The sequence below is a fragment of the Desulfitibacter sp. BRH_c19 genome (assembly GCA_001515945.1).
Classification (GTDB): domain Bacteria; phylum Bacillota; class DSM-16504; order Desulfitibacterales; family Desulfitibacteraceae; genus Desulfitibacter.
On record LOER01000039.1, the window covers coordinates 1 to 5,606 of the forward strand.

Annotated in this window: 4 protein-coding genes and 2 pseudogenes; all 6 read left to right on the forward strand. The window is 38.4% G+C overall.

Annotated elements, in window-relative coordinates; all coding sequences use genetic code 11:
- The 6 genes and pseudogenes from APF76_10720 (at position 1) to APF76_10745 (ending at position 5,606) form a co-directional block, all read left to right on the forward strand.
- Positions 1-454, forward strand: a pseudogene (locus APF76_10720).
- 439 nt (positions 455-893) lie between these two features.
- Positions 894-2,051 carry an Enamidase gene (locus APF76_10725; protein KUO49498.1) on the forward strand — a complete coding sequence of 386 codons (1,158 nt, stop codon included), beginning with the start codon at positions 894-896 and terminating at the stop codon, positions 2,049-2,051.
- A 20-nt stretch (positions 2,052-2,071) separates the two neighbouring features.
- The gene (locus tag APF76_10730; GenBank protein ID KUO49499.1) at positions 2,072-3,562 is read left to right on the forward strand and encodes a 6-hydroxynicotinate reductase; all 1,491 of its coding nucleotides are present in this window, start codon (positions 2,072-2,074) and stop codon (positions 3,560-3,562) included.
- 12 nt (positions 3,563-3,574) lie between these two features.
- On the forward strand, positions 3,575-4,426 hold the full coding sequence (locus tag APF76_10735; protein KUO49500.1) for a hypothetical protein: 852 nt from the start codon (positions 3,575-3,577) through the stop codon (positions 4,424-4,426).
- Between the two features lie 33 nt (positions 4,427-4,459).
- Complete coding sequence (locus tag APF76_10740) at positions 4,460-5,044, forward strand: peptide synthetase (GenBank protein ID KUO49501.1); 585 nt, start codon at positions 4,460-4,462, stop codon at positions 5,042-5,044.
- A gap of 36 nt (positions 5,045-5,080) precedes the next feature.
- Positions 5,081-5,606: pseudogene (locus APF76_10745) on the forward strand.

Below are 5,606 nucleotides of genomic sequence, written 5' to 3' on the forward strand. Positions count from 1 at the left end.
ATCTGGATCTATTATTTCACAAGATTTCTTAGGAGAATTATTAAAGGTAAACATGTCTGAAAAGGGAAAAATGCTAGTAGCTCGTATAGTTATAGTGTTCATTGGAGTAGCAAGTATGATACTAGCACTTAATCCACCTGAGCTAATATGGACATTAATAATGTTTGCCATAGCCATAGTAATGCCGCTATTTCCAATACTTGTTGCGGCCTTATACTGGAGAGGAGCTACAGCTCACGGTGCTATAGTAGCCGCTCTTGCAGGAACAATTACGGTATTATTGTCATACTTCCAGTGGAATATTGGCTGGAAATGGTACGGAGCTGTCGGTATGTTAGTATCAGCAGTTTTGATGATTGTTATAAGTCTTGTTACCAAGAAAACTGAAGAAAAGGTTCTTGATGAGTTTTACGGGGCTTTGAAGGCTGGCGAAAACAAGTTCTACGTTAACTAGTGTAATAAGAGAATATAATCCAGTTGTGGCCAAGGTTTTATTTAAACCTTGGCGCAGCTATTTAAAAAACCATAACTAAGCTAGGAAAAGGCATTTCATAAATGAAATGTTATTGCAGAGTTGAAATGAGCAGCTATTTCAACTCTGCAATATTTAATTTATTGGAATTCGATTCCAAGGTGTTTTGGGCTTATTTGAGTTATTATTAAATAGATCAAAATAGCTTGGCATGGAATTTGCAAATTTATAATACAGAAATAGATAACAATAGATACAGATACTCCAATTATATTTTGAAAAGGTGCTAGAAGATTAGTAAAAAGGGTGAAAAATATTTTGCAAGGGGCAATAGGATATGCTATATAAGGAGTGCTTGTTTTGGTATGTCGTGGAATTCTTGAGATGTGACAAGAAAAATAACAGAGAGGAGTAGATTAGAATGACAGTTGCAATTATTAATATTGGTACCATCGTGAGTGGTGATATATATAATCCGCTCATAGATGGAAATACAATCATTATATCAGGTGGAAAAATTGCTGCCATCGGCGGAGATAAACTTCTCGAAAAGTATCGGGTAGAAAAAACTATAGATATAGCTGGAGCTATTGTGGCTCCAGGACTAATTGATTCGCATGTTCATCCAGTTTTAGGTGATTTCACTCCCAGACAAAGCACACTAAATTATATGGATAGTAGCCTTCATGGAGGAGTTACTACGATGATTTCAGCTGGTGAGCCTCATACCCCAGGTCGCCCTAAAGACCCAACCGGTACAAAGGCTTTAGCTATCTTAGTGCACAAGTCTTTCGAAAACTTTCGACCTGGTGGAGTTAAGGTGCACGGGGGAGCAGTCATTCTAGAAAAGGGTTTAGTAGAAAAAGACTTTGATGAAATGGTAGAAGCTGGAGTATGGCTTGTTGGAGAAGTTGGACTAGGAAGTGTGAAAAGTCCCGAAGATGCCGCTCCCATGGTAGAATGGGCAAAAAAAAGAGGAATGAAAGTAGCAATGCATACAGGGGGGACATCAATTCCGGGAAGCGCTACAGTTACAGCGGATATGGTAATGAAAATTAATCCAACAGTTGCTTCTCATATAAATGGGGGCCCAACGGCCATTTCAAATGAAGAAATTGATAAGTTAATTGACCTAACAACTTTACCCCTAGAAATAGTGCAGTGCGGTAATCCTAAAGCTGCGGATCATGTGGTAAAGAAGCTGTGCAAAAAGGAAGAGCTTAATCGTGTAATCATAGGTAATGACTCTCCATCTGGAACAGGTATTATTCCATTAGGGATATTAAGAACCATTGTGCAAATAGCCTCCATTTCTGGAATTGTTCCTGAAAAAGCTTGGGCTATGGCTAGTGGTAATACAGCAAGAGTATATGGTTTAGATACATCTTTGATTGCCGAAGGCAAAGAAGCTGATTTAGTAGTAATTGACACTCCGAAGGGTTCCATGGGTAAAGATGCCTTGGAGGCAATAAAGATAGGTGACCTTCCTGCAGTTGCCATGGTTATCATAGATGGTGAAGTCAAGGTGAAAGTGAGTAGGAATACTCCTCCGGCCACGAAAACAATAACGATAAAGTAAGCGATTGAGGAGATGCTAGCATGATTGTTATAGATAAAGAAATATGTACTGGATGCCGAGTTTGTGAAAAGAATTGCCCTGTAGAAGCCATTAAAGTTGTAAATAAAAAGGCTGAAGTTGCACAGTGGTGCGTTAACTGTAGTGTTTGTGTAAAAAGTTGCCTCTTTAGTGCGATTAAAAAAGAAACTCAAATGGATGCTGGAGCGGTAAAATGTTCATCTTGTCCTGTGCAGTGTGACATCCCGTTAAATCGTTTTGGTGCATGTAAACGTTATACTAATTCAGAAGGTAGCTTAATTAGAAATCGTGAATTAGTGATGGATGCTCTAGAATTTAATAATGAAGCAAGAAACCTAAAACCTATTATTACTGGTGTTGGTGCTGGAACTAATTATCCTTGTAGTCGTTATGCACCTCATATTGTGCAAGATATTCAAGATGGAGTTGAGGTAGTGACTGTGGTGACAGAAGCACCATTAAGTTATAGCGGTGTTAAAGTAAAAGTTGACACCAACTTTTATATTGGAGATGAAGGAGCTAAAGTTAGACGCGGGGGAAGAGTCGTTGGTTTGCTGTCTACAGAAGAATACGGTTCTAAAATGTTGTCTATTGGTGGAGCCAACTTATTGACAGGTACTGCAGGCTTTATTGTAGCAAAAACAATTGTAGACATTAGTAATAGCGAAAAAGTAACCTTGAAAATTGATAAAGGTGCAACTTTGGACTTACAAGTTGGAAAGCGTCCCATTATCAATGGTAAAGAAGATGAAAGAATGAGGATTGGTTGTGGTAGTGCTACTGTTGGTTTATTTGCTAGACAACTATCTCAGGTAGTGGATGAAGTGATTGTCTTAGATTACCATGTGGTGGGTCTTTTATCAGAACACTTAGCGGGCGAAGATGTGGGTATGACTTGGAGTGGATGCGTTCCTAATGCAAGAAAAAGTACCAGAGGACGTTACTTCGGTGAACAAGGAACTGGTTGGGGAGGTACTGACATCCAAAGTCCCCTTGATGCAATTGCTAGTGTGGATATGAATATTGCAAAGCCTGGAATGAAAATTCTTGTTACCGACACTACTGGAGAAAATGGAGCACAGTTGACTGTTGATGCTGACGGTACTGTAAGAGAAGTGGAAATGGAACCAGATGTAAAAGCAATAGTGGAGCTTATTCGTGCTAATTGTGAGGAATCAACAGTATCTGCAATGTATGTAGGGGGTACTGGAGGTAGTGCAAGGGGTGGTGTGACAAATTACCCTATAAAACTTAGCCAAGCCATTCATAAAGGTGAAGCTAAGCTTACCATTGGTGGTGCAGAAACATTTATTATGCCTGGTGGTGGAATTAACTTTGTTGTGGATGTGGAGAAAGTTATACCAAAGGCATTTACCTGGGTGCCCAGTCCTGCAACGGTAGCACCTGTAGAATATACTCTTAAAAAAGAAAAATATAGTGAAATCGGCGGGCATATGGAGCAAATTGTAGATGTAGAAAAAATACGTAAATAAGGTGAAAAATCAATGTATACTTGGTTAGAACCAGGACGTTTGTTTATGGATTATGGACCTATCCAAATGACAATTTCTGCCTTTAACTTTGAAGAGCCTTTAAATAAAGAAATGGAAGAAGCTTGCTACTATGCAGCGGAGCAGTTAAAGGAGTTAGCTTCCGTTATCTCTATTGCAAAACTTCCATCATCAGAAATTAGAGAAGAAAGGTTACTACCAGATGTTTTAAAGAAAATGATTAAAGCAGTAAAGGAGTGTGGTGATCTGACCCTTACTCCTATGGCAACGGTAGCTGGTACGTTTGCTGATAAAGTTGCTGACTACATCGCTGCAAGGGGTGCCACCAAAGTAATTGTCAATAATGGTGGAGATATAGCTTTAAGGTTAGCAAATGGGGAGTCAACGAAGGTAGGCATCGTTTCTGATATTAATCATAAGTCTTTTTCTCATATAATCACTTTAGATTCTGACTCAGGTATTGGAGGAATTGCTACTAGTGGATTTAGAGGAAGAAGCCTTACAAAGGGTATAGCCTCTGCAGCAGTTGCTTTTGGAAGAACGTGTCGGGAAGCAGATGCCGCTGCAACTTTAATAGGTAATTATACCTATAGCGATGATTCCGGTATTAAGCAGGTACTAGCAGAATATTTGGATCCAGATACAGATATTGTGGGGCATTTAGTAACGCTATCTATAGGTGATTTAGATCCACAAACCCCGAGTAAAGCTTTAGATAACGGCATTGCTAAAGTGAGAGAATTAGTAGCTAAAAAGTCAATTCTAGGTGCAGCAATTTTTTTAAACAATGAAAGTAGGATTTACCCAGAATTTTTGGCAGAACAGATTGCTGCTTCTCATAATTAATTATTTTAAAAGGAGTGTAGATAAATGTCAAAAATGAAACCAGAAATACGTAAAATCTATACAATTGTTGAGGAAACACATAAGGATGGAGAACGGTTCTTAGGTACTCCTAATAAAAAAGTAGCTGTAGCAGCAGTTTTCAAAAATCCTTATGCAGGTGTCTATCAGGAGGATTTAACTTTATTATACAAATGGAGTGAAGAATTAGGAGTATTTTTAACGAAAAAGGCTGTGGCAGCTTTAAGTATTGAGCCAGAAAAGGTAGAAAGCTACGGAAAAGCCGCTATATCTGGAGATAAGGGTGAACTAGAACACTGTGCAGCTTTGATGCATCCTGCCTTAGGTAAACCTATGCGTGATAATGTAGGGACTGGTAAAGCACTTATACCCTCTGCTAAGAAAATAGGATTTCCTGGTGTTACTATTGATGTTCCACTACATTTTAAAAACGCAGCTTATGTAAGATCTCATTTTGATGCCATGGAAGTACGCATTCCAGATTCTCCTCGTTCAGATGAACTCATTTTAATAGTAGCAGTAACAGACTCTGGAAGACCCTTTCCAAGAGTTGGTGGATTAACTGTGCAAGAAGCAAAGGGCGAAGATGGATTGCGTTAAGAATAATAAGTCAATAGAAGAAGGAGGAACAATATAATGTCAAGCCTAAGCACAAAGATTCTAAGCAATAATGAAGTAGAGTTTATGAAGGAAAGAATTGAAGAATTATTATCAAAGAAAGGGGTAATTATTAGCCACCAGGAAGTATTAGGACTATTAAAAGAAGCAGGTGCGGAAGTAAATGGTACCAATGTACGTTTCCCAAAGCATATAATTGATGAAGCCCTAAAAAGCGTTCCTAAGGAATTTAAGTTAGCAGGGATAGACCCAAAATATGACATGGAATATCCACATCCAACAGGAAGTTTTTATACAAGAACAAATACTGGAGGAATGACATACCTATCAGCAGACCATGATTATCGTAATATCACACTTGAAGATGTAAAAGAATGGGTGAGACTTACAAACTGCATGGATAATATAGATTTTGTATGTCTACCATCCACAACACCAAAAGAAGTACCTGGAGAAACAGTAGACATCCATACATTAAGAGTAGTTTTAGAAAACTCTAAAAAGCATATTTGGGTACAGCCATATGAAGGTGAAAATGTTAAAT

Coding starts and splice junctions, on each gene's coding strand:
- APF76_10725 (KUO49498.1), top strand. CDS start 894: ATGACAGTTGCAATTATTAATATTGGTACCATCGTGAGTGGTGATATA.
- APF76_10735 (KUO49500.1), top strand. CDS start 3,575: ATGTATACTTGGTTAGAACCAGGACGTTTGTTTATGGATTATGGACCT.
- APF76_10740 (KUO49501.1), top strand. CDS start 4,460: ATGAAACCAGAAATACGTAAAATCTATACAATTGTTGAGGAAACACAT.
- APF76_10730 (KUO49499.1), top strand. CDS start 2,072: ATGATTGTTATAGATAAAGAAATATGTACTGGATGCCGAGTTTGTGAA.